Raw genomic sequence first — 436 nt, forward strand, 5'->3', positions numbered from 1 at the left:
GGCTAATTCCTAGACCAACGAATGCGACGGCTGAGAACACAGCCAGTTGGTCAATTCTCGACAGCATGCAAAGGCTCCTCAATATGCAGTCTTCGAGGGCCACCCTGCGGATGGCCGATCAGTTCAATGGCGATGAAAGGGATCCGCGCGGTGTGGCTTGGAGCCATGTGCGATGAGGCTCACCTGCACGTGATGGCCGAAGGGCATGCAAGCGCCGGCTGTGCGAATAGGAAGCCCTGGATCAGGCTCACGCCGAGCTGAGAGAGCAGCGAAAATTCGGCATCGGTCTCAACGCCCTCGGCGATGACTGTTCACCCGGCGGACTGAGAACGATCGATGAGGCACTCCGATCAAGGTGACGAACTCTGTTGGGGGTGATTTGGTGCATAGACAGGCGTCAGTCTTGCCATTTCGCGCCAATCRCGACCGGCTATTC

1 protein-coding gene is annotated in these 436 nt (G+C 57.9%); it reads right to left on the reverse strand.

The annotated features are described in order from the left end of the window. Window positions 1-179: 179 nt before the first annotated feature. Complete coding sequence (locus AB4Y92_RS25900; protein WP_441822227.1) at window positions 180-305, reverse strand: hypothetical protein; 126 nt, start codon at window positions 303-305, stop codon at window positions 180-182. Between the last annotated feature and the right edge of the window lie 131 nt (window positions 306-436).

Source organism: Lysobacter sp. TAB13 (genome assembly GCF_052113885.1).
Classification (GTDB): domain Bacteria; phylum Pseudomonadota; class Gammaproteobacteria; order Xanthomonadales; family Xanthomonadaceae; genus Lysobacter; species Lysobacter gummosus.